Source organism: Methylomonas sp. PHL2-19, assembly GCF_059331595.1.
Window position 1 is genome coordinate 4,455,310 of sequence record NZ_CP196839.1, and the last position, 24,466, is coordinate 4,479,775.

At 54.6% G+C, this 24,466-nt stretch carries 18 protein-coding genes and 1 CRISPR repeat array; of the genes, 6 read left to right on the forward strand and 12 right to left on the reverse strand.

Annotated features, from left to right (window positions below; genetic code table 11):
* Positions 1 to 10: 10 nt before the first annotated feature.
* The 4 genes from ACR02O_RS20525 to ACR02O_RS20540 all read right to left on the reverse strand — a co-directional run bounded on the left by ACR02O_RS20525 (position 11) and on the right by ACR02O_RS20540 (position 8,887).
* Positions 11 to 3,907 carry a PAS domain S-box protein gene (locus ACR02O_RS20525; RefSeq protein ID WP_494522335.1) on the reverse strand — a complete coding sequence of 1,299 codons (3,897 nt, stop codon included), beginning with the start codon at positions 3,905 to 3,907 and terminating at the stop codon, positions 11 to 13.
* Between the two features lie 326 nt (positions 3,908 to 4,233).
* Positions 4,234 to 6,432: a CRISPR direct-repeat array (repeat unit 36 nt; unit sequence CCTTCAATGAGGCCCCGGCGGGAGGCCGGGGAATGC).
* A 209-nt stretch (positions 6,433 to 6,641) separates the two neighbouring features.
* Positions 6,642 to 6,938 carry a CRISPR-associated endonuclease Cas2 gene (gene cas2 / locus ACR02O_RS20530; protein WP_033157060.1) on the reverse strand — a complete coding sequence of 99 codons (297 nt, stop codon included), beginning with the start codon at positions 6,936 to 6,938 and terminating at the stop codon, positions 6,642 to 6,644.
* Positions 6,938 to 8,659, reverse strand: a complete 1,722-nt coding sequence (locus ACR02O_RS20535) for a CRISPR-associated endonuclease Cas4/Cas1 (RefSeq protein WP_033157061.1) — start codon at positions 8,657 to 8,659, stop codon at positions 6,938 to 6,940. The genes cas2 and ACR02O_RS20535 overlap by 1 nt, the downstream gene beginning before the upstream one ends.
* Positions 8,660 to 8,683: 24 nt before the next feature.
* Entirely contained in the window at positions 8,684 to 8,887 is a 204-nt protein-coding gene (locus ACR02O_RS20540) for a hypothetical protein (protein WP_033157062.1), read from the reverse strand.
* Positions 8,888 to 8,960: 73 nt separating this feature from the next.
* On the opposite strand from ACR02O_RS20540, the gene ACR02O_RS20545 reads away from it, so the two are divergent.
* Together ACR02O_RS20545 and ACR02O_RS20550 are read left to right on the forward strand one after the other, a co-directional pair.
* Positions 8,961 to 9,269 (forward strand): ribbon-helix-helix protein, CopG family, encoded by a 309-nt coding sequence (locus ACR02O_RS20545; RefSeq protein ID WP_033157063.1) that lies wholly within the window; start codon positions 8,961 to 8,963, stop codon positions 9,267 to 9,269.
* Positions 9,266 to 9,610 (forward strand): type II toxin-antitoxin system PemK/MazF family toxin, encoded by a 345-nt coding sequence (locus ACR02O_RS20550; protein WP_201799019.1) that lies wholly within the window; start codon positions 9,266 to 9,268, stop codon positions 9,608 to 9,610. The genes ACR02O_RS20545 and ACR02O_RS20550 overlap by 4 nt, the downstream gene beginning before the upstream one ends.
* Before the next feature lie 5 nt (positions 9,611 to 9,615).
* Here the strand turns inward: ACR02O_RS20550 and csb2 are convergent, their stop codons facing one another.
* The 5 genes from csb2 to ACR02O_RS20575 all read right to left on the reverse strand — a co-directional run bounded on the left by csb2 (position 9,616) and on the right by ACR02O_RS20575 (position 17,965).
* Positions 9,616 to 11,736: a type I-G CRISPR-associated protein Csb2 gene (gene csb2, locus ACR02O_RS20555; RefSeq protein WP_101052169.1), complete on the reverse strand. Its 2,121-nt coding sequence runs from the start codon at positions 11,734 to 11,736 to the stop codon at positions 9,616 to 9,618.
* Between the two features lie 3 nt (positions 11,737 to 11,739).
* On the reverse strand, positions 11,740 to 12,891 hold the full coding sequence (gene cas7g, locus ACR02O_RS20560) for a type I-G CRISPR-associated RAMP protein Csb1/Cas7g (RefSeq protein WP_101052170.1): 1,152 nt from the start codon (positions 12,889 to 12,891) through the stop codon (positions 11,740 to 11,742).
* The gene (gene cas8g2 / locus ACR02O_RS20565) at positions 12,888 to 13,742 is read right to left on the reverse strand and encodes a type I-G CRISPR-associated protein Cas8g2 (RefSeq protein ID WP_165786280.1); all 855 of its coding nucleotides are present in this window, start codon (positions 13,740 to 13,742) and stop codon (positions 12,888 to 12,890) included. Before cas8g2 ends, cas7g begins: the two co-directional genes overlap by 4 nt.
* The gene (cas3g, locus tag ACR02O_RS20570; protein WP_494522336.1) at positions 13,739 to 16,531 is read right to left on the reverse strand and encodes a type I-G CRISPR-associated helicase/endonuclease Cas3g; all 2,793 of its coding nucleotides are present in this window, start codon (positions 16,529 to 16,531) and stop codon (positions 13,739 to 13,741) included. Before cas3g ends, cas8g2 begins: the two co-directional genes overlap by 4 nt.
* Before the next feature lie 462 nt (positions 16,532 to 16,993).
* A complete protein-coding gene (locus tag ACR02O_RS20575; RefSeq protein ID WP_494522337.1) occupies positions 16,994 to 17,965 on the reverse strand; it encodes a helix-turn-helix transcriptional regulator in 972 nt (323 codons plus the stop codon).
* Between the two features lie 404 nt (positions 17,966 to 18,369).
* Between ACR02O_RS20575 and ACR02O_RS20580 the strand changes: the two genes are divergently transcribed.
* The 4 genes from ACR02O_RS20580 (at position 18,370) to ACR02O_RS20595 (ending at position 22,014) form a co-directional block, all read left to right on the forward strand.
* Positions 18,370 to 19,734 carry a cytochrome P450 gene (locus ACR02O_RS20580; protein ID WP_494522338.1) on the forward strand — a complete coding sequence of 455 codons (1,365 nt, stop codon included), beginning with the start codon at positions 18,370 to 18,372 and terminating at the stop codon, positions 19,732 to 19,734.
* Positions 19,735 to 19,816: 82 nt separating this feature from the next.
* On the forward strand, positions 19,817 to 20,242 hold the full coding sequence (locus tag ACR02O_RS20585; protein ID WP_494522339.1) for a VOC family protein: 426 nt from the start codon (positions 19,817 to 19,819) through the stop codon (positions 20,240 to 20,242).
* Between the two features lie 120 nt (positions 20,243 to 20,362).
* The gene (locus tag ACR02O_RS20590; RefSeq protein ID WP_165786281.1) at positions 20,363 to 20,812 is read left to right on the forward strand and encodes a hypothetical protein; all 450 of its coding nucleotides are present in this window, start codon (positions 20,363 to 20,365) and stop codon (positions 20,810 to 20,812) included.
* A 269-nt stretch (positions 20,813 to 21,081) separates the two neighbouring features.
* Positions 21,082 to 22,014 (forward strand): hypothetical protein, encoded by a 933-nt coding sequence (locus ACR02O_RS20595; protein WP_033157072.1) that lies wholly within the window; start codon positions 21,082 to 21,084, stop codon positions 22,012 to 22,014.
* Between the two features lie 48 nt (positions 22,015 to 22,062).
* Here the strand turns inward: ACR02O_RS20595 and ACR02O_RS20600 are convergent, their stop codons facing one another.
* The 3 genes from ACR02O_RS20600 to ACR02O_RS20610 all read right to left on the reverse strand — a co-directional run bounded on the left by ACR02O_RS20600 (position 22,063) and on the right by ACR02O_RS20610 (position 24,346).
* Positions 22,063 to 23,316: a glutamate-5-semialdehyde dehydrogenase gene (locus ACR02O_RS20600; protein ID WP_033157243.1), complete on the reverse strand. Its 1,254-nt coding sequence runs from the start codon at positions 23,314 to 23,316 to the stop codon at positions 22,063 to 22,065.
* Positions 23,317 to 23,440: 124 nt separating this feature from the next.
* Positions 23,441 to 23,749, reverse strand: a complete 309-nt coding sequence (locus tag ACR02O_RS20605; RefSeq protein WP_033157073.1) for a hypothetical protein — start codon at positions 23,747 to 23,749, stop codon at positions 23,441 to 23,443.
* Positions 23,750 to 24,001: 252 nt separating this feature from the next.
* Positions 24,002 to 24,346 (reverse strand): hypothetical protein, encoded by a 345-nt coding sequence (locus ACR02O_RS20610; protein ID WP_336643868.1) that lies wholly within the window; start codon positions 24,344 to 24,346, stop codon positions 24,002 to 24,004.
* Between the last annotated feature and the right edge of the window lie 120 nt (positions 24,347 to 24,466).

Below are 24,466 nucleotides of genomic sequence, written 5' to 3' on the forward strand. Positions count from 1 at the left end.
TCTGAGCCGGCTAAAGATGCGGATCGCGCCGCAAAACATCCAAGGCTTGGTCGAAAGCAAACGCCTCGACATACCGCAGCAACGATGCGACACCCTCGTCGCCAAAAGCTTGCCGTAATTGCTCCCGATGGTTTTGTACATAAACTTGCGATTGAATATTGCCCTCCTCCAGTAATATCCGCAGGCCTTCGACCACCGCACGCAGCGCTTCCTCGGAATAGGTGGGCGGCGAAATGTCTTGAAGCGCAGGTTCAGCCGGCAACACATCGAGAATCTGCGCAATAAACCAGGAGAGTTGCTCCGTCAATTGTTTGAGCGGAATTTGCAAGGACTCGGCCGCTGCGGCCGCGCGCTGTTTTAACGTGATCTCAATACCCTCGGCGGTCTCCCGGATGTGGGTTATTCCCAAGGTTGCGGCACTGCTTTTTAAGGAATGCGCGGCTCTTTGTGCGGACTCCCCATCGCCCACCGCCAATAAATGCCGGATATTGTCGACTTCGGCTGCATGCCGCTGCGCGAAATGGCGTAACTGGCGCAAATAAAACGGCAGCTTGTGTTGCAGATTGTGTAAACCGGCCTGCAAATCCAGGCCCGGAATGTTCGCCAAACGCTCGAGCAGCGCCGCGTTGCCGTCGTTTTGCTCATCCGGGGTTTTATGACCGCGGGCAGGCGGGCTGGGCGGCAAAGGCGGCATCCAGCGTAACATCACGTCGTACAGCACCTCCGGATTCACCGGTTTGGGAATATGGTCATTCATCCCAGCGCTCAGACAGGCGCGCCGATCTTCGTCGAAGGCATTGGCGGTCATGGCCAATATCGGCGTCTTTTCCCGCCCCGGCATACGCCTGATCGCCAGACTGGCGGCCATACCATCCATCTCCGGCATTTGCACGTCCAGCAGAATCAGGTCGTACAACTGTTTGGCGGCCATATCGCAAGCGATCCGGCCGTTTTCGGCCAAATCGACTACCAAACCGGCGTCTTGCAACAACTCCAACGCCACTTCCTGATTGATCAGATTGTCTTCGGCCAATAACACCCGTCGGCCTTTTAGGCGGGATAAATCCGGATGCCGCGCATCCGCGGGCGCTTTTTGCCGCCATCCCGACAGCACGCCGGCAATCGTATCGTGTAAGGCCGACAGCGTCACCGGTTTGGCAAGATGCCCCACAATCCCGACGCTGTACAAGTCCTCGGCGCTGCCGTCGTAACTATAGGCGGTCACCAAGACAATTTTCGGTAAGGCCTCGCCGAGGATTTCGCCCATCCGGCGCGCGGTTTGAATGCCGTCCACCCCCGGCATCATCCAGTCCATCAGCACCAGATCGAACGGTGCATCGGCTTGCCGGGCATCGGCAACCTGTTGCACGGCCGCCAAACCGGAATCGGCGACGCTCACCCGCGCCTCGAACCGCGTCAGCATGTGGGCGATGGCTTCGCGGGCCTCGGCCACATCGTCTACCACCAATACTTTTAAACCTTTACGAATATCCGGCTTAGGCAATTGCAGCGCAGAACCCACCGCATACTCGAACGGCAATTCCAGCCAAAACGTACTGCCCTGCCCCAAGTTGCTCTGCACACCCACCGTGCCGCCCATCATTTCGATCAGACGCTTACTGATGGCTAGGCCTAAACCTGTGCCGCCGAAACGCCGCGACGTGGTGGAATCGGCTTGTTCGAAGGCTTGAAACAAACGGCTGCATTGCTCGGCATTCATGCCGATGCCGGTGTCGCTGATTTCGAATCGAGCCACAATCCCCACCGGATTTTTGGCTAGCAATTTAGCCCGAAACACGATGTGTCCGGCGTCGGTAAACTTGACGGCATTACTGGCAAAATTGAGCAAAATTTGTCCCAGCCGCAGCGCATCGCCGCGTAACACCGCCGGTAGCGCCGGGTCGATACGGTTAATCACTTCCAAACCTTTCTCGGCGGCGCGGTCGCAAATCAGGTCGTTCAAACTTTTGAAAACCTGGTCGAGATCGAAATCGCCGATGTCCAACACCAATTTGCCGGCTTCGATCTTGGAGAAATCCAGAATGTCGTTGATGATGCCCAGCAAATGCTGGGCAGCGACCGAAATTTTCGCCAGCTGTTCACGTTGCTTGGCATCCAGCGTGGTGTTTTGCAGCAAATGCGTCAAACCAATAATCGCGTTCATCGGCGTGCGGATTTCGTGGCTCATATTCGCCAAAAATGCACTTTTCGACACATTGGCCACTTCCGCTGCTTGCATCGCATCGGCCAATTGTTCGGTGCGTTCAACCACCAATTCTTCCAGATGCTCGCGATAGCTCTCCAACTCTAGGAGCATCTGCTTCTTCTCGCTGATGTCGTCCTTGATCGCCATGTAATGGCTAATCCGCCCGTCTTGCTGGCGAATCGGCGCCACGATAGCCGATTCCACAAACTCGCGGCCATCCTTGCGCTTATTGATAAACTCGCCCTGCCAGGACCGGCCGTGCGTCAAATTATCCCAAAGCACCGCAAAATACTCCGGCTTGGTTTTGCCCGATTTAAACAGACTGGCTTTTTGGCCCAACAGCTCGGAGCGCGTGTAGCCGGTGGTCTGGATCACGGCTTCGTTGACGTATTCGATGCGCGCATCCAGGTCGGTGATAACGATGCTCTCCGGGCTTTGCTCGACTACCAAGGATAATTTGCGCAGCGTCTCCTCCGCACGCTTACGCTCGGTGATGTCCATCAACGTTGCCAGTAAATTGTCGCCTATCGTCACCCCGGAGATGATGGCGGTGCGCACGTCGCCGTTTTTACAGGTCACTTGATATTCGTGAGATTCTATCGGTGCCTGCTGCTCGGCCGCGCGCTGCTGCAAATTCTGCCAGGTGTCGAAAACTGTTTGCCGGTAAACCGGATCGGGATACGCATGCTGCCACCAATCCTCGACGGTTGGGATGTCGGACAAGGTATAACCAAAGGTCCGGGCAATAGACTGGTTCAAAGCCAGCATAGTACCGTCGGCGGCGACCAGCGCCATCGGCACCGGCGCCACATCGAACAATTTACGGAAATTAGCTTCGCTTTCCCGCAGCGCCGCCTTGATACGCTTACGCTCAGTGATGTCGCGGACGATCTTCGACGCGCCGATGACCTTGCCGTCGCCATCTTTGATAGCCGAAATCGTCGAGGCGACCTCGATCCGGCTGCCGTCTTTACGCACCCGCTGGGTTTCGTAATTGCTGATCCGCTCGCCGTTTAAAATCCGCTGGAGCAAGTCGGCTTCCGTGATCACCAGTTCGGCGGGAAACAGCAGCGTGATCGGCTGACCAATAATTTCAACGGCGCTGTAACCGAAAATACGTTCGGCCGCGGGGTTCCAACTGGTAACGATTCCGTCCAAATTTTTGCCGATAATCGCATCGTCGGAAGAATTGACCAGCGCCGCCAACTGGGTACGTTCCGCCACCAAGCCCTGCTCAAGCAATACGTTCGCCGCCTTCAGAGCCTGCTCGACCCGCTCACGTTCGGCCACTTCCTGCTGCAACTGGGCGTTGGCCTCGCGTAACTGCGCCGGACTGGGCAATTGCAGCGCTTTGGGAATCAGCGGTATCAGCACCGCCACCGTTATCACCGAAACTATCGCCGTCACCACTTTGGCAAACGCATCGAGTCCGTAAAGTGGTTCCCAAATCACCACGACATCCATCAGATGCGTCGTACCGCAGGCCAGAATGAACACCACAAACAACCACAACACCCGGACATACGGAAAATCCTGCCGATGCCGCGCGAAATAACCCAAGGCAACCGGCAGCAAAAAGTAGGACAGGAATATCAAGCCATCGCTAATCACGAAGGTCCACAACAAACCCGGCGACCAGCTCAGGCAATAGCCATGCGGCATAAAATTATTGTCGGTCAGGAACTTTAGAATGTCATTCATGGCAGGAAGATCGGTAATAGTGATTTGCACGATTTAGGGAACTTGAACGACATACCGTCGCCCCGTATCCGTTAGCTAACGCATAACCCGCATTTGGATTCTCTAAATCCGATACAACTAAACATAGCAGCTAGCCCAAACAGCGTAAGGTTTAGCCACTTTTTATGTGGAATTAAATGCTGGCAGCAGGTAGATGGTTGGGGGGAATACGCTTGGATTATTGACCCGGCCCTATTTATCACGGGTATGCCGTTCGGGCTGAGTGCTCCGGCGGGAAGACGGGGAATGCCTGGGTTATGGGGTTCGATTCGCCAGACAGGACCGATGCTTCAATGAGGCCCCGGCGGGAGGCCGGGGAATGCAAGGCATATACTGCTGTTGCCAACTGCTGTATCTGAGCTTCAATGAGGCCCCGGCGGGAGGCCGGGGAATGCTTGTGCATAGACTGTTATCGTTGATTGCACCGCCGTTGCTTCAATGAGGCCCCGGCGGGAGGCCGGGGAATGCTCGTTAGGTGATTTTTACCTAGGGCTCGAGCTTGGAGCTTCAATGAGGCCCCGGCGGGAGGCCGGGGAATGCCGACGCGCCCAAACGCCATTACTATCGGCGCACATGCTTCAATGAGGCCCCGGCGGGAGGCCGGGGAATGCCGGTACGCCCGCTTCGCCGGACACCGCGCGGGCTAGCTTCAATGAGGCCCCGGCGGGAGGCCGGGGAATGCGCACTGGAGGCAAAATTCAGCGCCAAACCGGACGAGCTTCAATGAGGCCCCGGCGGGAGGCCGGGGAATGCGCCGGTAAAGCTGGCGATTATCGGCCTGGGCTATGTGCTTCAATGAGGCCCCGGCGGGAGGCCGGGGAATGCATAACGAGCCGGCACCAACAGAACATGCACCGGTAAGCTTCAATGAGGCCCCGGCGGGAGGCCGGGGAATGCTCAACACAGTTACTGGCGAAAAAGACGCCGTTTTCATGCTTCAATGAGGCCCCGGCGGGAGGCCGGGGAATGCAATGTTCCGTCAGCCCGACGCGCAAGATTTGGCTTACCCTTCAATGAGGCCCCGGCGGGAGGCCGGGGAATGCTATTTCGGCGGGCGGGGTGATTACCGATATTCGCAGCCTTCAATGAGGCCCCGGCGGGAGGCCGGGGAATGCATGTCTTTCGGGATTTCGAATGGCCGCGCCTTCATCCTTCAATGAGGCCCCGGCGGGAGGCCGGGGAATGCGCTTTATCATGCCAAACGCGCAAACCAAGTCCTAAGCTCCTTCAATGAGGCCCCGGCGGGAGGCCGGGGAATGCAAACCAAGCCGAACCGGTATCCAGCACGAGAGAAGGGCCTTCAATGAGGCCCCGGCGGGAGGCCGGGGAATGCAGCCCAAGGACGGCGAAAACCCATCAAAAACTAAGCCTTCAATGAGGCCCCGGCGGGAGGCCGGGGAATGCGCAAGACTTGGTCAATCGTTAATTTATGCCCCTAACCTTCAATGAGGCCCCGGCGGGAGGCCGGGGAATGCCTTCACCCCATCCGACACAGGATCACGAACATGTTTCCTTCAATGAGGCCCCGGCGGGAGGCCGGGGAATGCCTCGTCGCTGCGTAAAATATCGGTGATGGTTAAATCCCTTCAATGAGGCCCCGGCGGGAGGCCGGGGAATGCATAATACCGATATGTCTGGCGGTAAATTGGCGGTTGCCTTCAATGAGGCCCCGGCGGGAGGCCGGGGAATGCATATTCAGCGCTTGCGCGGTATCGTTGATGATGTTGTCCTTCAATGAGGCCCCGGCGGGAGGCCGGGGAATGCTATTTGGCGGATCAATCGCCGACAACGGCACGGAGTCCTTCAATGAGGCCCCGGCGGGAGGCCGGGGAATGCTTCCGGACACAAAAGGCCTAAGCGACGAATCGGCACCTTCAATGAGGCCCCGGCGGGAGGCCGGGGAATGCTTGTTCGACGATCTCTACGAAGCCAAGCGCAACATCAACCTTCAATGAGGCCCCGGCGGGAGGCCGGGGAATGCCGGCGCAGCCCTGCTCAGCATGTGACGATTAACATCCCTTCAATGAGGCCCCGGCGGGAGGCCGGGGAATGCCTTAACGTGTATCGTCGCCGACTTATACAACGGAACCTTCAATGAGGCCCCGGCGGGAGGCCGGGGAATGCAGTTGATTGTTGTTACTGGTCGCCCTGGTGCCGGTACCTTCAATGAGGCCCCGGCGGGAGGCCGGGGAATGCAAGCTGAATTAAGGGCTTTTATAGCACCGTCAGCCTGCCTTCAATGAGGCCCCGGCGGGAGGCCGGGGAATGCGTCGGTCGGTCGGTCGTTTCGGGAGTGCATCAAGGTCCTTCAATGAGGCCCCGGCGGGAGGCCGGGGAATGCCTGGAATTGACCTGCTTACTTTTTGCGTTGTTGTCCTCCTTCAATGAGGCCCCGGCGGGAGGCCGGGGAATGCCAATGGCGCCTATGTCTTCAAGATGCGGGCCAGTGCCCTTCAATGAGGCCCCGGCGGGAGGCCGGGGAATGCAGCGCGGGCTGGAGGCCATGATTGGCGCGGCCTGCGCGGGCCGTTTGCGAGGACTGCGTAAAACGGCCGCTCAACTTTAGCGGAAAAGTTTGCGCCGCGCCAATCCAACTTGCTAAGTGTTTGATTGTTAAAGAGCTGCCAGCTTGCGAGAGCTGACCGGTTTTTGCGCGCCACTACAGCGCTCGCAAAGCGGCGGCGGAAAATCCACATCAGACGATGACCGGCTGACGTTCCACCACATCGAAATCCTTCCCCAAACTGACCACCGAGGGCTTCACCGTTTCCGCCGGCCCGACATTGATGATCAGAACATGGTCGTCGCTATGATGGATGATGCCATCCAACAGCGCGATTAATTCCGCATGGCGCTTACGACTCAGCCGGCATTGAAACACCGACAATTGCAGCCAATCGCCATAACCTTTCATCAGCCGAAACACCCGCCGCCAGCGTTTGGTATCGCTGATGTCGTAAGTCACGATATACAGGTGTTCGAGGGCAGCCATCAGCGGGTGGTGAAGTTGGGATATTCCGGCAATTCGCCAAGCAAATAGCGGCCGAACAAGCGCGCCTGAATCTCGAACACCTGCCGATAATTGGCCTTGTAGCCGAAGATGGGATGGGTTATTTCCTGGCTTAAGCGCCGTTCGAAGGCGGTGATGAAGCGCTTGCGGCCGCCCTCGTTCAGGGCCACGCTGCCGGCGGCACAGATAAAGTCGGTGGGCCGCACTTCGCCGTTATTGATGACTTGCAATACCGTGGAATCGGCGATGATGGGCCGAAACGGTTCCATCAAATCCAGCGCCAACGCCGGGCGGCCGTAACGCGGTTGGTGGTAAAAGCCGCGATACGGGTCCAGGCCAACCGCGCTCAGATTCATGGTCCAGGTGCGTACCAGCATGGCATACGCAAACGACAGCAAGGCGTTGACCGGATCGGTGGGCGGGCGGCGGTTGCGGGTGTTGAAGTCAAAACTCATCTGTTTGCTGTCGTCCGGCTTTTTGATCAATTTATCGAACGCGCCGAAATACAAGGCCGCCGCCGCGCCTTCGATACCCAACAATTGCGGTAAATCCAGCGCACGTTGCGATTTGTCGGCCAGGGACTTCAGCGGTTCCAGCAACATTTCCACCGGCTCGTCGGCGCGCCAATTGCGCCGGGCCTGGGTTCGGCAATTCTGGATTTTGGCGCGCACCAGGTTGCGTGCTATCGCCAGACAGGTTTTGTCGTCGAAACTGGCTTTGTACTGGGCGGTGCGCAACTCGACATTCTTATGGCCGGTGCCGATGGTGTGGCCGACAAACCAGCCGCCGTAGCTGTGCCAACTGACCGGAATCTCGCGCTTCATCAGGTCTTGCAAACACGGCGTAGTGATGTAGACGTTGCCCATTACCACCACTTGCGAAGTGTCCACCAGCCGCGCGGTTTGCACCTTGTCGTCGTCGATGCTGATTTCCAGCTCCTCGCCCTTTTTGCCGATCTTGGCCTTCCAGGCTTGCACGTAAACCGGCAATGCTTCGTCGCGCATCACCGCCAGCGGCCGGGGTTCGAGGTCGGCGTGGCGCAGGTAATTGACTTCGTCCGGCAGACAAATACCCACCAGCGAACAGCCCGAACACTTGGGGCTGTCCTGCAAGGGTTCCGGAATATGGCCACCGGCGGCAATCAAGCGCAAACCGTTGATGGCATTGGCAGTGAGTTGCTTCAATTCTTCGTCGAAAGCCACCCGCACCCGCTCGCGGCTTTGCACAAAGTACAAGGCGCCCTCCTCGCAGACATAACCGTGTTCCTGCAACACCATGCCTTGCACACAAAGCTGTACCCGTTCCGGGTCGTAAGCGCCGCGCGCCACATGCGGACGTTTACCGCGTTTGTAATCGATGGGCGTGACCAAGCCATCCTCGGCTTCAATCAAATCCAGCTTGGCGATCAGACCCAAACGGTTAGACGATAACGTGATAGAGCGGCCATGCAGCTTATCGGTTTCCTCCAACTCGTCCGCTTCCGGGAAGCTTTTGGACGGCGTATCCACCCGGCGATGTGCGTGGTCGCCTTCCACGGTGTCCGCCGACGCCGCCCATTCGCCCTGCACCCATTCCAGATAAGCCAAGCGCGGGCAGTACTGGTATTCGTTGATCATCCGCGCCGGCAACAAGGGCATGTCGCCGGATAGCTCCGGGAACGGTAGCGGTAGCTCTAGCTGGATGGGTACTTGGTCGTCGGACATGATTCGCTCGATTGCTCTTAAAATTTAGTTAAGCCAAAACGCTTCGATCAACCCGCCTTCGGTATCGAGCAGCCACCACTCCAAGCCTTGCTTTGTGACCATTCGATGCAAGACATACCCCGGTTGCCAATACTGTAAAACGGCTTCAAGGATTAACGGCGGAATCTCCGGATGATCTAAGGGCACAGGCGCGTCTTCGGGCCAATCGCTTGTCGTTGCATCGCACATGTTAAAAAACCAGGCTTGTTATACGTTTTGTCATACAATTTGTCTGTCATTTTGTCTTTTGAAGGAGCCCGCCATGCCCGCCATCAGCCTGCGTTTACCCGACGATGTGGAAGCCAACCTCAAAGCCGAAGCCCAATTGGAAGGCAAAAGCCAATCGGAAATCGCCCGCCTGGCGATCACCGAATACTTGGCCCGCCGCGAACGCGAGCGGTTTATGGCGGAAATGGTGGCCGCGGCGCGCGCCTTGGCCAACGATCCGCAAGCCAGAGCGGAAGCGCTACAAATTGCCGCGGATTTCGACGCGGTGGACGATGGTCTCGACCGAATAATTGCTGATGAACGCGCCGCCGGCATAAACCCCGACGAAAAATGGTGGGAATGATGAAACGCGGCGAGGTGTGGACCGCCAATCTGAACCCCAACAAGGGCGCCGAAATCGGCAAAATTAGACCGGTGCTGGTGTTGCAGGACGATACGCTGATTACCGGCGGCCTGCCCACCATCGTGGTGGTGCCGCTGACCAGCCAGTTTCGACCAAACCTGGCGCCGTTGCGGATACCGATTGCCCCGCAAGGCCGATTGAAAGCCGCCAGTTACGTTATGGCCGAACAACTGCGCGCCATCGACCGCTCCCGATTCGGCGAAGGCCCCCTCGCCACCGTCACCGCCGAGGAACTGGCGGCGGTGGAGAAGAGTTTGCGCGGGGTGATGGGGTTGTGGTGAGAACATCAGTCCGCTCCGAACAATCCGCCGCCTTCGTGGCTGTCTTTGCCAAGTAACAGCGGTCCGTTGACGGCGACTGCAAAACTTAGACAGAGACGGGCTTTGATGCCGCCTTTGGGGCCTTGGCGCATACTCAAAATTTCCACCTTGGGTTCGGGTAAACCACGGCGAAGGCATTCGTTAACCGCATCGGCGCGTATGGTTTCGTCCGCTTGAGCTAACGTTTTAGGGCAGCGGGTGGGCCGATAGGCAGAGATACTTTTCCAGCGTCTTACCGAACCCATCAGTGGATCGTTTTGGTTAGGCCTGTCGCCCTGCATTTGCAAGTCGAAAACTCCCAACGCACCGGCCCGAACAGTCGTCAATCGGCTAACCACCCTTTCGAAGCGTTCCCGCTCGGTGCTCGCCGGTTTGGCGTTGCGGTCGGCCTCCCAAGGAGCCACGACCAGCAAACGGTCCAGCAAACCGTCGCCATCGTTGTCATGCGCCGCTAAAAAAATATGCCGGTGATTCCCGGAGCGGGCAGTGGAACCGTCCTTTTCATGACCGGAGATTAGGCGGCTTGCTTGCCCGAACAATTGCCGATCCAAGCTCATCAACGCTCTACGAACGGCTTGCAGCATGTCCGACCGACTTTGCAGCGTCGGTCGATTGCTTGGATTGATGCCAAAGCTTATAACCGAACGATGCGACTCGGCCGCTGGCCGCAGTAAACCGAGTCCAACATAGCGTCCGTTACCGATGACCAGCGGGCCGGCCACCTGCTCGGGAAACACCAGCTCCAGATGATAAAGCCGAGAGCGATCGAAGCGCTGGAACGCAAAATCCTCGGCCAAGGTGCCGGTGCTGTCGAAAGGTTCGCGTTGAATTCTTAGGATTTGCGCCGGCGCGGTAATGCCGCAATGCCGCAACGCTTGACGAGCGGCGTGATGCAATTGGCTTTGTTTCAAAACCCGCTCGGCGCCGGATTGGGCTGTAAGACTCTGTTCAAGCGGCAGGACAACCGGCGTCACGGTTCGCCAAACATGCGCTGCTTTTTGCTTGCCTATACCGTAGTAGTCAAGCATTTTGCGGTCGATGGATTTTACTAATGAGGTGAGGATTTCCCCGGTTTCCAGATCGACTTCCAGCGGCAAGCCGGCGAATGCCCATTCAACGTCAGCCAATTGCAGCGGGCAATCGGCCGGCACTTCGACCAACACCCGGCGAATGTCGGGTTGAGTGTGTTCATGACCTATCGACGGCAACGGAATCACGCGAATGCGCAAGGCTTTGTCCGCGTCGTTAGCGCCAATGCCGGCCAAGTGACGTTCGGAGTACTCCGGAAAATGCGGCTTCAAACGATTTTTTGCCAGTTCTATCAAACGCTGGGTTAGTCGGCCCGCATCGGTTAGAGCTTGCGCGGTCAACGCACCTTTTTCATTTTGAATGTCGAATAACAGCAACGACGATGGGCAGTTATAGCCGGTGGGCTGGAATATCGGTAGCGGCGGCTTGTGAAATTCGCCGTTGCGCAGTCGTTTTAATTGGCCTTGGTAACGGGTTAACAAGGAATCGAACGATTGGCCGGGAATCGGACAATCCAGCGTATCACTGACGCCTTGCGGCGTAGGTCTAAACACCGGACCGGCATGTTGAACAATGATTTGTTTGGCTTGATCGGCAGTGAGTTGCTCCGCCCAGGCAAACGCCATATCGACGCCACGACCAAGCTGATACAGGCGTTCGCTTAGTTCAGCCAGTGTTTGTGCTTCCTCGGCTGGCTCGGGAAAGAACCACACGTAATGCAACGGCTGTTGGCTCTCGAACAGCCAAGGCTTGGCTAGCTTGGCATCGCGCTTTTTCGCGGCCGCCGCCAAATTGCCTTGTTGCGCATCGGCGCCGTTACGCGGTACGTAATAAGTGGTCAATGCCGATTGCTGGTAAGTTGGACTCAGTACCACCGGCGGCGGCAATTGTTCCAACCAGCGCAACGCCGCTGCCTCCGCGTCGGAAACGGTGCGGCCGGTAAAAGCCGCCGCGACTAAGGCCTGAAACAACCTGAAGGGCGACGGCGGCCAAGTGCCGTTTCCGTGATAGCGGTCATCCAACAAGCGAACGGAAATAAGCAAGGCTTGATCGTTCATGGCTTAGTCTCCGGCATCGCTGTCCGCTTCTTCTTTTTTCGCGAGTAATTCCTTGGCTTTTTTGATGTTGAATTGGTAGGTCTTTTCCGGTTGTTCGATGCCGAAGTTAGCCGCCGCTTGCTCCGCGTAATCTTTAATCAGCAAGCGTTCTTGATCCGCCGACAAGCTATAAAACTGCGAAGCGCCGCGTCTGGCCACCGCTTCCCAAATGTCCGCGTCATCGGCGCAACGCAACAAACAGCCTTCGCGCAAATACAGTTCGGTTTCGGCCGTCGCGGCGACCAGTGCCAAGCCGAGCAAATAGCGTTTTAGTTGCCGGGTGGATTCTTCGCTGTCGCCTTTGATCGATTGCAAGGCAATCAGGTTGATGGTGACCTGGCGGGTAATGGGGCCACGGGCAATAATGCCGCCTAGTGTCCTCGCGTCATCGTTGAAATGTCCGTCTCTGGTCAATTTAGGTAAATTGGTTTTGCGGAAAACGGCAGGCACGTCGTTATAGCCTTTATCAGATAATTTCATTTTTTGTTTTTTTGCTTCTTCAGAGAGCGCCTTTTTTTGGTTGTCGTCTAATAACTTCCAAACACTGTTGTACTGCGAAGCATTGTGTAAGACTTCCACATCCTCGGCACGGATAATGGAGCGAATCAAGCGCGGACGTTTGACTTGGGTGCCTCTGGAATCCCAGGCGCCGAAGACCAACGAAGTCGGCGCCAGTTTTGCCAGTGGCACGGCGTTATGCGTTCGTAACAGGGTTTTAAACGCCTCGTCGATTTCGCCGGCCAATTTGTCGGTGGACCTGACCACGGCATCACCGGCCCGGTGCGCCAGTTCCAGAATCGAAACCTTGCGTTCCGGGTCGTCCTTGTTGCCCAAGTTGATTTCAATTTGCGGCACCAACTGTTTGTACTCTTCATCCATAAAGACCGGTTCGCTGCGGTTGGCCTGCGAAGGTACAGAGTCGATTTGCGCGACTTTAGTGCCGTCCGACAAGGTGTCTATCGAGTAACCAATATCGGCGTAGGTGGGCGGAAAAATCACGCCACCTTCGCCGTCCACCGGCAACAGTTTTTGCTTGAGTATCAATGCCACCGGGCCTTTGGGATTGTCCGCCCATTGGTCGATGATGTCGTGGCTGAGTGCTTGGGTTTGGCTCATGGCGTATTCTCCTGAATGGCGTAACAGACGATTTTGTTTTTGCCCGACAAATCGAGCGCGAATTGGTATTGACGCTTGCGCGCCATAGGCAGTTGCCCGCTCAAAGCAGGCCGAGCCAATTGTGGTGGCAACCAGTCGTTCCAAACGGCATAGCGGTATTGGCGTAGCGACAGCTCAAATGGACGAGCGTTTTGTAGCCCCCATGCCGCCATTAACTCGACGACTGGCGAAGCAACAACTTTTTGCTCCAGCTCTTTAACGCTTTTCAGATCGTTAATCGAGTAACCGACATCCAGGCCCATCCATGCGCCTCTCGGGTCGAAATTGAAACTGCCGCCCATGCTGCACAGCACATTGAGCGGATCGAGTAACAGTGCGTCGTGCCTCGTGTTCCAGAGCGTGGTAATTTCCCGCAACATGTCGTTGGCGATTTTCTGCGCGCTACGATTGCCGGCATACAACTTGAAGGTTTCATCCACGCCGCCATCGGCCCAATGGCTTAACAAAGCACTATGCCCCGTTGCGTCTCGTAACAGGATCGGTAGCGAAGTTGCGTCGGCCTCAAGCGCGGGAAAGGTATCGGCAATCGTGAATTCGGTTATTTTGCTTGGCACCAGCCAATCCCGGGGCGCAATGGCAATGGCTTTGGCATCGACCAAAAAAGCAAGCACGTCGGTAAATGGATTCTCCGAAATTTCCGTTCTCAACTGAAACTGTGTACCGGTTGCCGGTTGCCAATCGAAACGCGCTTCGGTATAGCCCAACAAGGCTTCGGATGCCTCCAAAAAACCCATGCATGCCAACACTTGGCCGGGGTTGGTCAAATCAACCGGTATTGCGTAAATACTCATGCCTTGCCCTCCATTTCCGCTTGTTCGTCGCTGATTTGCGAGGCGCGATGATCGGCGGCACGAAACACCGCTTCCCACCAGGCCAAGCCCCATGGCCCCCATTGTCGTTGCAGGCGGGCAAAACGTAGCGCCGCTTGTTGCGCCCGTTCGGCCAAAACCGACGGCGGCGCGCCCGGATCGACCGGCGCAATCACCGGGCAGGCGTATCCGTGATGGGAGGCGATCAGATGCAGGGCTAAATCCTGTAACTCGGCAGGTAGCTGGTTCAGTTCGGCATCGTTGGCGACATCCGCCAATGAACCGAATTCGTGCCGATAGCCTGCTAGCAGGCGCGGATTGCCACCGCCCAAGGTTTTAGCGTAGGGGCGGCCGTCTTGCGGCGCATTCATCGCGGTTTGCCAAAGGTCACGCTGTTTACCCAGGTCGTGGCGGCGCATGGCTGCGACGATCAAATCGACAAATTCCGTAGAGAGCGATAGGCCTTGAGCAATCGCCGCCATTTCCCGGCCCGCTAATTCGTGCTGTTTCTCCAGGCTTTGTGTGAATCGCGAAACAGCCGGATCGCCCTGGCGTTGGGAATTGGCACCGCGATAAACCTGGATTCGCCAAATTTCCGCCGCATCGCTTTCCGTGTCGGTTTTGGCGATGAAACGGTAAACGGTATGCCAATCGGCGTTGTCCTGCTCTGCTTCGGCATCGTTTTGAATTCGATAACCAATGGTTGTTTGCAAGTCACCAGTCCACTGGTAGTCGAGTGTCGTTAACTCCTCGCTGTCGGCAGCGTCGTTTAGCAGGCCGTCTTTAAGGCCACCTAACCAGCGCGCGATGACGGCATGGCGATTTGTCAGCAATACTTTCAACTCGTCGGTGCTTTGTTCCGCTAGTTGCCGGAGCGTTAAGGCACTGTTACGCATCAATTCGCCGGATCGGTTAAGGACTATCAGTGCCGGCTTATCCGAATCCTGCTGGTTTTCCTTCAATAGTTTTTGCGCGCGTTTGAGCAGGGTTTTCATTGCCTCGCGAACTGGTATTTCGAGCGTTTCACTCAGATGAATCGGCGCGCTTTCGAAAAAGACTTCCACTTCAGCCGCATTCGGTAAGGTATCGCTTTCGCGCCAGGGTAAGCATTCGCGCCACGCCAGCGTGGTTTCAGGTTCATCGCTGGATTGCCAGCCGCGCAGCCAAGGTTGAATGTCCGGGCGAGCGCTATGCTGTTCCAACGAGGTCATTGACCACGCATCGACTACAGCGCGGGTTAACGAAGGTCGCAAAGGTTCTTCCGAAAGCGCACGATTTAATTCGTCAACGGGGATGGCATTTTTTAACGCGACAATTGCACCTGGGCTGGCATCAGCTTCTAATCGCTTTATGACGCCAAGTTGCGCCTGGTAACTTTGAAATGCTTTGGTCGATTGTTGGTAAGCGGCGAGTTGCTGCGCGTAATCTTCTTGCGCTTTCAAATAGTCTTTTTGTGCCTTCTCGAAGGCTTTTTGGTCTTGTTTGTATTGCTTCAGCAGCGTTTTATCGGCGTTTTCCGGCGGAATTGCAGGCGGTTGCGGCTCGATTAAATCCGGATTTAGCGGGCGCTTGATGTTGGGCTGTTTCGGCGGTACGGCAATCACCTTGATTTGCGCCTGCTTCTCGCCGCGCCGATTGACCCGGCCAAACCGCTGCACCATGCGCTCATAAGCCACCAAATCGCACACCATGTGATCGGCATCCAGATCGATGCCGACTTCGCCGGCGGAAGTCGCGATTAAAAAGGCGACGGTATCGGGTGGAGCTTGATCTCCGGCTAGGAAGCCCTTGGCCGTCAGCCAATTGGCCAAAGTTCGCCGTTCTTCCACCCGGCAGCCGCCAACCAGCAGATTGGTTTGGTGATTAGCTTTGTCTTGCTTGATGCGCTTATCCAGATCGTCCTTGATTTTTTGAGCGTGTTCCCGTTTGTGGCAAAAAATCAAAATCCGCTTGCCGCTGTCTTTGAGTTGCCAAGCGCTTTCGCTTAGCAGCTCCGGCAATGGATCGCCTTCGTTTCCGATTTCGAGAGAAAGTTCTTTTTTGGCATTTAAACGTTTGACGACTTCGCTGTCGGTGTAGTCTTCGTCTTCCAAGCCAAAGGCCTGATTGTCGGTTCGTTTGCCTGTGGCCGACAGCGACAAGCATTTAAAAGGCGGAATCAAAGACTGCTTACCGTCGATTGGATGTAGCGTTTTATCGGCACCAATGCTCTGCAACAAGGCTTGGAACGGCAAACAAAGATGCGCTTCATCCAACACGCACAAACTATCGGCGCCCAGAAAGCCGGCATGGTAGCGGCGCATGTTGCGCGAGACGCCATAGCCTTCGAACAGCAAGCGCGAGCCTATCATGTCGATGGTGCCGACGATGATCGCCGGCTTGGTCGGATCGGCCAACCATTGGCGGTTGTCGGCGAATTGACCGCGCAAAGTCGAGACGGCTAGGGGTTCTTTTTCACCTAGACCAAGCCATGCCTTTAGTTCCGGCAATTGTTTTAGTTTTTCTTGTAAGTCCTCGGCAACTTTTGTGGCCTGATCGACCACCACCCGCCGGTCAACCACATAAATCAGCCGCTTGGGCAATGCCGGATTAACGGCTCGCGCCAACAACCACAAAATCATGACCGAGGTTTTACCTAAGCCGGTCGGTAAATCCAGAGCCTCCCGCAAACGGTTTTCAGTCAATTCGCGAAATAACCGGCGTTGCCAGCGCAACATCGGAAAGTTGGTTATTTCTTGAAAATACGTCTCTAATTTTTCGTCAATAGCCATACCGTACCTAGTTTGGTGGTTAATGCGTGGGTGCTCTGCGTTCTAACTTACAACGTCTCGGTCTCAAAACCCGATACCGAGAATTTTTATTTTTTAAGTTAATGCCTATGAGGCCGTGGCACCTAAGTGCCACGGAAAATAAATCAGAGACTGAAGGGATAAAAATCTCTGCTCTTGCTTCAATGAGGCCCAAGGCAAGAACCTCCTTGCATAAATCCTGGGGCAGTAGATGATTCAGAACTGAATCAAAGAATGGCTATTTGAGCTTGACCGAAATATTTATCTCGATTTCGTCATTGCCAGAGCTGGTTTTGGGATTGCCTTTCAACTTCTCGAAGATGAAGTCCATAAGAAAATCCAAAGCTTTTTTGAACACGTAATCCTCCGGTACTTGAGTGGGTTCGTGTGAGATGATAGGTCAAGATAACGATAAATGCAAAAATAGTTCAAGAGAAAAGATTTTTAAAAATATATATCCTTCAACCTCGCTATCTCGTTAACCACCAACTCCCGCAAAAACCCCGGCTCCACTACCTCCACCTCGGCGCCGTATTTCAAAATATCCATCAGTAGCTCTTCGTGACGGTTGAAGGGGATGCGCAGTTGGTAGCGGCCGTCGGTTAGCCACTCGGATTCTTGTTGGCTGTGCCAGGTTTCGTCGGCGACCCAGCGGCCGGCTTTGGCGGAGAAATTGAGGATGGCGGTGTGTTTGGGCGTGCCGGCGAAGATGCCGTAGGAGGAGCCAAAATGTTGTTGCAGCGTGGCCGGGTCCAGCAGTTGCGCCGGTTCGCCGCTGGCGGTTGCCGATCTGATGCGGTCCAGCGCGAAGGTACGCGGTTCGTTGCGCTGGTGGCAGTAGGCGTCGAGGTACCAGTTGTCTTTGTACAAAACCAGGTTTTGCGGCGATACCGGTCTTTCGCTGGTTAGGTCGTCGCTGCGGGCGTGGTAATGAATGATTAGCCGTTGTTGATTGAATAGGGCTTGAACCAGCGTCAGAAACAAGTCGTCGTTGCGGCTGCGGTAGGCTTGGCTGCGGATTTTGATGCGGCCCAATTGCGGGGTTTTGACGCCCGGCGAGCGGTCCAGCAGCTTTTGCAGATGGTCGCGGAGTTGGCCGATTTCATTTTGCAATAATCCCGGCGCCAGGTTGCCGAGCAGGTGTTGGCAAGCGATGAGGGCTTGCAGTTCTGCGGCGGTGAGCCAGATGCCGGGCAGTTCGAAAGGATAGCGCGGGTCGTCACGGTCGTAGTAGTAGCCGCCGGCGCGGCGGTCGCAGACCAGCGGCGCGTTCAAACGGTCGCGCAAGTCGTCCACCAAGCGCTGGCGCGTGGCTTTGGAGCAACCCAGTTCTTTGTCTATTTGCGGTCCGGAAATCGGCGTGCGCCGGTGCTTGAGTACTCTGTGAAGCTTGACGATCTTGTCGAGGTGTTGCATGGCGGAAATCTCTATCCCTGATGATTTTTCACTAACAGCTTAGACCAGTTTTTCAATCGTGACCGGGCTGACCTTTGCGGGCCGGACTGAGTTCGTCCAAACCCGGTAAAGCTAGCGGCATGGATACGATAAGCCGCTAAACTTCTCGGGGCGATAACGCAGGCGCATCCTTTTCCAGCAAGGCGATGCCTTGCCGACGAGCTAGCCTAAGACATTCAAGCACTGGCATTGCCCTTGCTCTTTGGGAGACGCAGGTGAAAATGGGCTCAACAAAGCGTTAACCTTGTTGTACTCTCCTCATAGACCAGCCACTTGCAAAATAGGGGGGCTTCAAGGTCACCGCCTTAACCTACTGATGCGGGCTGAATGCTCGTTAATATCGCGATCCAGGATCAATTGAAACCATGGAAAACACGACTTCTTTAAAGCGCTCGAGAAAGCCATCGCCACCGGAACATTCGGTGCTTTTACCGATGATGCAGTTGATCTGGCGGCCGCTGGCGACGCTGGCCCGGATTCATAAGCAATACGGCGAGCTGGTGTTGGGACGGCTGTTGGGCAGAAAAATTCTGTTCGTCTGCGACCCGGAATATATAGAGCAGATTTTCAATCTGGAGGGCAAGGGCCAGTTGAACCGTAATTTTCTTTATGGCGCCAAGAAATCGCTGTTCGGTAACGGCTTGGTCAATAGCGAAAGCCAGGTTTGGAGTAAACAGCGCCGCTTGATGCAACCGTTGTTTACCAAGGACACGGTTAAAAACTATGAGTTGATCATGGTCGAAGAAGCGGCGGCGATGGCTGAAGAGTTGAAAAAGGCGGCGTCCGGCCAAGTTGATTTAAGCACGGCGATTAAGTGGCTGATTCAGCGGATTTTCATCCGCATCCTGCTCGGCAAGTCCGTGGATCAGTTGAGCAACGGCGCGGAGCTGATCAAGGTGATTGAAATCATCTGCCAGGAGCTGCCGGTACAGTTGGGCAGCGAAATTGTGCTTGGCCGCCGCTTGAAGCGCTTCATCCCGCTAAAATCCAAGCGTTATCTCGCCGCCGTGAACTATCTGCAAACTTTTATCGGTGCGGAAATTGCGCAGACGCGGACGAATCCGGGACAAAGTCTGATATTGCAGTTAATGCAATCCAGCGACCGGAGCACCGGTTACACGATGCCCGACAATTTGCTGCAAGACGAAGCCGTCAATCTGTTCTTCGCCGGTCAGGAAACCACCATCAATACCTTGGTGTGGTTTTTTTATTTAACCGGCAGGCATCCGGAGGTACGCGACAAGATCGCCGCCGAAATCCGCGGCTTGCCGAACGAAACTTTAAGCTCGGCGCACTTGGGCCAGCTGAGTTATACCAAAGCCGCGTTGTACGAAACCCTGCGCCTGTATCCGCCCACGTCGGCGCTGTCCACGCAAACCATTCAGGACATAGAGCTGGGCGATTATGCGATTCCCGCCGGTACCATCGTGTTATTGAGCATGCACACCACTCACCATAGCGCCAGGCTTTGGGTCTGCCCGGACGAGTTTAATCCCGACAGATTTCTGGAAACCGCGACGCCCGGCGGACACAAGTACGCCTTTTTTCCGTTCGGCGGCGGTTTGCATAATTGCATAGGGCGTCATTTTGCGGAGCTGGAAATGCTGTTGGTCATAGCCAGTTTTTTCAAGGCATTTACGTTTGAAACCGACATTTCCGTCAAGGAAGCATTCAGCGTTACGCTGAAACCGGACCGTCCGGTTGTTGGCAGAGTGGAACCAATTGGTTAAGCTTACGGTCTGCGCTGACGGTTATAGCTAGTCGGCGCCGCGCGGGCCGACTAGACGGCTTTTTTAAATAACAGGGAGCGTCATGAAACAGACCATTAGTTTTGTCACACTAGGCGTAGCCGACTTGGATAGAAGCCGGCGTTTTTATAAGGCGCTGGGTTGGCAAGAATCGTCCGGCAGCCAGCAGGAAGTGGCATTCTTCCAGGTTGGGAGCCTGGCATTTGCGTTGTTCGGCCGCGAAGCTTTAGCAGACGATGCGATGGTATCGGCCAATGGCTCAGGTTTTCCCGGGTTTTCGCTGGCCCACAACGTTGCATCGGCGGAAGACGTTACCACTACCTTGCTTGAAGCGGTTTCGGCTGGGGGAAAGCTGGTTCGTCCTGGCGAAAAAGCGGCTTGGGGCGGCTTCAGAGGTTATTTTTCCGACCCTGACGGCTTTCTTTGGGAAGTTTGTTTCAATCCTTTTTTTCCAATCGACCAACACGGCTTTGTGCAACTGCCGAACTAAACAAAGATTCCAATAACCCGCCTTGCACTGGCGTTATATCAGTTGCTCGTGCGTTATTGGGCAAAAACTGCAACCATTAATATTCAATAGTGGCCGATAAGGCCGGATAATCACATCAAAATGAAATTTAGAGTTTTTCTGCAAAGACTATCTCATCCTCGCGTTAGAAGACGATTAAAAATTGGCCTGTCCGTTTGGGGCGTGGCTATTGTCATTAGCCTGATTGCCAAACTGGCTTACGATATTGGTTATTTTAAAGCGCAATCGTTAATAAACGATAAAAACTCGGCAACCCCTAACATCACCCAGATACTAACCATAGAATCGGCTCAGCGCATAGTATCAGGCGCTTTAAAAGAAGATCCTGATTATCCAAAGACCATTGTGACGCAGGTTATTGATAACAACCAAAAGCTGGCGACTATTATTGTCGAAAATAACAAACAAAGAAAAATAGGCTGGATTATTGATATGCGCTTGTTTTTTACCGGCGATTTATTTAATGACAACGGCTATAACTTAACCGAATCTATTGAGCATCAGCATAATATCAGTAGAGGCGAAAACTGATTATTAATCCGGCCCAGGCCAATATCGTCGCTCCCGCGCAGGCGGGAGCACAGCGGCTATACCGGATTGCGGCGTGGTCCAAAGGCTCCGGACTGCAAAGTCCCGGTTAATCCATTTGCGCAAAGACCGGTTATCCATGCCGCCAAACAGGCTGTTGAGAGCCGCCTGACAAACTGCTACCATCGGCGGACAATATCCTCATTGATCTATCTCAGCGCGATATTCTCTTTGCTTCCAAACAAAATCTCAGCGGATTTAAGGACCTAAACATGCCGATTATTGCGTACCAATCCCTTAACTCTAACTCCAGTTCCGAGCACGGTATCAGCGCCTCCAATTCTCAGTACTTCACGAGAATGACACATGAGCATATGGCGCAAAATTCGGCGCCCTGGAATCTGGTTCTGCCGACCGCGCCCGATATTTCGCCGGACATTCCGGTACAAGGTCCGGCCGAATTGCGTTCGACAGCGTCGTCCGGATACATGGATAAAGGCCAACACAGCAACGACAGTTTTTCGAGTATGGTTGCCAATAAGGTCCGGCAAATTTACCAAAACCTGATACGCGCTTTCGGCGGCGCCGATTTACTGGTATGCGGCGAACTGGACAGCAGCCATTCGGACTGGACATCCCTGCATAGTAACGCCGGGCAATTGATTCATACATCCTCGCCTGCCAAGGCTTGTAATTGCTTTAGCGTCCATTCCACTAAAGATGCGGCCAACAAGTTTCTGGGCGAAGGCGACGGTTGGCTGGCGATAGCGTGTTACAACATCATCGTGGTATTCGTACACGTGCCAAATTCCATCGCCAAAGATGAAAATAGCCTGATGAGCTATTACCAAAAAATTAACAGCGTGGTGATTCAAGCCGGACTGGGGCCGATTGACGTGGTAATGGGCGATACGAATCAGCCGACCAACGATTTTACCGCCAGAGTGCTTAGCCGAGCGTTGGGCATCAAATTTAGCGACGCCCACCCCGGTGGCAGCATAAACCCCTTCGACTCGCATCAACGCAGCTTTGAAGGCACTAACAGCACGGCCACCAAAAAATACGATGTAGCCGTTTTTAACACGACTAGCCTAAAATTGGCGGAAGTCGTCTACCTGTCGCAATCGACGCCGGTAAGCGGCGGCGGCAGATATACAGCGGCTGTTACCGATCACATGGGTATTGGTTTAAGGATAGAAAAATAATCGGCATTTCCTATAGTTACATCGCGGACAGGTCTCTAGCTTTGCTACCTAGCCGCGCAAATGTCCATCCCCATACGCCACCCACTTGTAGGTAGTGAGTTCATCCGGCCCGACCGGGCCGCGCACGTGGAGTTTATCGGTGCTGATACCCACCACCGATCCCAAACCGTAATCGCCGCCGCCCGACAAACGAGTCGAGGCGTTAATCATCACCGACGCCGAATCCACCTGCTCTTCAAATTGCCGGGCCAAGCTCAGGCTTTGCGTGACGATGCCGTCGGTATGGCCGGAACCGTAGCGGTTGATATGGTCTATGGCTTGTTGAATGCCGTCCACGACCTTCACCGACAGTATCGGCGCCAGGTATTCGCTATGCCAGTCTTCTTCCATCGCTGGAACAACACCGGGCAACAGCTTTTGGGTTTGTTCGCAGCCGCGCAGTTCGATGCGGTTTTCGGCAAATGCGGTGTGCAGCAACGGCAACAGTTGTGCGGCGCATGCACTGTCCACCAGCAAGGTTTCCAGTGCGTTACAGACTTGCACACTTTGGCATTTGGAATTGACCGCCAGCGCGACGGCTTGCTCCGGATCGGCATCTGTAGCGAGATACAGGTGGCAAATGCCGTCGTAATGCTTGATAACCGGAATCCGCGTGCCTTCGGCGATGCGCTTGATCAAGCCTTTGCCGCCGCGCGGAATCAGCACGTCGATATATTCGTCCATTTTCAGCAACTCGCCCACCGCTTCGTGGCCGGGGGTGCGGATGATCTGTATCGCATGTTCCGGCAGACCGGCAGCAACCGCGCCGGCTATCATCGCATCGGTGAGTATCGCGTTGGTTTGCAAGGCTTCCGAACCACCGCGCAAAATCACCGCATTACCGCTTTTGATGCACACCCCGGCGGCATCGGTGGTGACGTTGGGGCGCGATTCGTAAATGATGCCGATCACGCCGAGCGGCACCGATTTTTTGTAAACCCGCAGCCCGGCCGGATTGGTATGCCCGGTCAGTATCCGGTTTAACGGGTCCGGCAATTGCGCCACTTTTTTCAGGCGCGACAGCATGTAATCAAAGGTTTTGTCGTCTATCGTCAGGCGCTTGACCATGGCATCCGATTGGCCTTCTTCGCGGGCTTTGACGATTTCCTGGGCGTTGACCTCCAGCACTCGCTGCCTGACCAAGTCCAGCGCTTCGGCCATTTTCGCCAGAGCCAGATTGCGCGCAGATTCGGACGCTGATGCTAATTGGCGCGACGCGGCGCGACTTTGTTGGGCGATGGTTTGGATGGTGTTGGTAGTCATGTTTTTTAAGGAAAATTGTTTTTCAAACTGCTGATATTGATCGGTTTTATCTGACGCAGGAATATTAACCAGGCCTTTAAATACCGTGCGATGGATATTGATTACCACATCTATTCATTAACAACTAATCTAGATAAACTAGATATTCAACATATTCCAGAGAATACAAGTCGTCAAAAAATTGTTGCAGATTTTCCATGTACTTTTTTGCAGTTTTATTCCGCTGTTTTTGAATATGCAAAGTGATGCTTTTGTCGGTAACCTCTTGAAACCACAGCTCAAGATAACCGCGATGCCCCCAGTCATCCTCACCAATCTCATTTGTATTCTCCGGCATAATCCCAAGATCACTGCATAAACGCTTAACTTGCAGAAAATCGGACTGCTTGAAAAATACTTTGAGAATATAAATTTTTGGTTCAAGAGGTTTCATTTATTTCTGTCCTAAAGATATTCCTTTTTCGCAAGCTGCTCCAGCTGAATGCGTCGCTCATCCTCAAAATCATCATTTCGGCATACCCAAGGGCACGCGGGGAATGTCGAAATCCAAATGGCATGGATAGCTAGAAGCTTACCATCTATGGCAATGAATGCCCTCTTCCCAGTAAGTAGGGTGAATTAAGAAACGCACCAATCGCGATCAATGCGGTACACCGTGTTTACCGCATCCTACTGACCACAGCAATTACCAATCTTGATATTCATTCGAAATATTCCAATCTATTCTCAATTCTCGCATGGCCTTTTCTACTGTTGTAGGTAGTCTATTTTCACGGATCACGAGTCTCAAAAATCGTTCGATCAAATATTTGCGAGGTAAAGGTGTTTCGTTACATGAGAGAACAGACCTTAGAGTGCGAGCCATTCCCTTAAGGTCTTTCAGGTCTGTACATTCATCAAGCGGGAAACAGATTGGGTTATCAAATTCAACTTTGACCTCGCTGTTCGAGACAAATAGCTTTTTATCTAAAGTATCAAGCCAAGCTTCGTGATCGTCTAATCCTTGCCTCATAGAATGTTGCTCTGACAAATGGCTGAAGGAGATTAGTATATCCGCCCAAATCGATAGAGTTATAGTTTCGTGTGATCCTAAGGGCGAACTGCTTCAACATATACCAGTCGATCAAATAAGAGTCGTAAAAGACCGGAT